At 59.9% G+C, this 925-nt stretch carries 2 protein-coding genes; both read left to right on the top strand.

The genetic code is table 11. The features are described from left to right. The first annotated feature begins 325 nt into the window (after positions 1-325). Complete coding sequence (locus K4G67_RS17490; RefSeq protein ID WP_239807514.1) at positions 326-640, top strand: cyclic nucleotide-binding domain-containing protein; 315 nt, start codon at positions 326-328, stop codon at positions 638-640. A gap of 30 nt (positions 641-670) precedes the next feature. Beyond that, the coding region (locus K4G67_RS17485) for a transposase (protein ID WP_239807515.1) at positions 671-925 on the top strand (255 nt) is incomplete at its 3' end.

The following is a 925-nucleotide window of genomic DNA, read 5'->3' as shown; positions in this document are numbered from 1 at the left end:
AATCCCCATAGCGCACCGCGTGCGGCCCGCAGGTTCGGGCACCGTCGACTTTCCGACGCCTCGCGGCGTCCGAAACTCTAAACGATAGCGGACCGTCCGCTCCGAAATTCAATTCACACCGAAGCAGCCGCCGCTTTCGGGTGGGCGTGCACATGCCACATTGCGTCCAGCACAGACACGTATGAACGTCGTGCGGCCAGGTGGCATAAGACCACACTTGTCTTTGGGCTGCACCCAAACCACGCTTGAACGGACGTCGCGTTTTAGTTAGCTGCAAGATCCAGCGACAAATCTGGAAACTGCCTTGCACACCGAACTTTTCCTCATGGGCCGCCTGCGGCACGAACTGGCTGCACAAGAAAAGACCTGGCTCGAAGAAGCGGTCGGTCGCACTATCTGGCTCGAACCGCGGCAAACTCTGGTCGAACGTGGAGAGCGGATCGAGCGTTCCTATTATATCATCGAAGGGACCGTGCTTCGCCACCGCGACGACCGGAAGGGTGAGCGGCAACTGGTCGGGTTGAATATTCCCGGCGACTTCGTCGATTTGCACGGCTTCCCGATGAAGCGGCTGGATCATAATACGACGGCACTAGGCGGTAAACTCATAAAACGGCTTGTGATCTGCGGGGCCGCATGATTCAGGTTCTTCATTGTGATGGAGGGCATGATGGCGCTGCGGCGATACGAACTAACGGATGCAGAGTGGTCGATCATCGAGGCTTTGCTACCGAACAAGCCTCGCGGGGTGCCGCGTGTTGATGATCGGCGGGTGTTGAACGGCATCCTCTGGCGGTTCCGCACGGGTTCGCCGTGGGCTGAGATACCCGAGCGCTACGGCCCGCCGACGACCTGCTACAACCGGTTCGTGCGCTGGCGCAAAGCCGGGGTGTGGGACCGGTTGCTGGCTGCAGTTTCCGCTGGC

The organism is Croceicoccus hydrothermalis, from assembly GCF_022378335.1.
Taxonomy (GTDB): Bacteria; Pseudomonadota; Alphaproteobacteria; order Sphingomonadales; family Sphingomonadaceae; genus Croceicoccus; species Croceicoccus hydrothermalis.
Note: the sequence above shows the minus strand (reverse complement) of the source record. Positions and strands in the feature narration are given on the sequence as shown.

Bases quoted from the DNA above. Each gene is read 5' to 3' on its own strand.
- K4G67_RS17490 (WP_239807514.1), top strand. From the start codon at position 326: ATGGGCCGCCTGCGGCACGAACTGGCTGCACAAGAAAAGACCTGGCTC.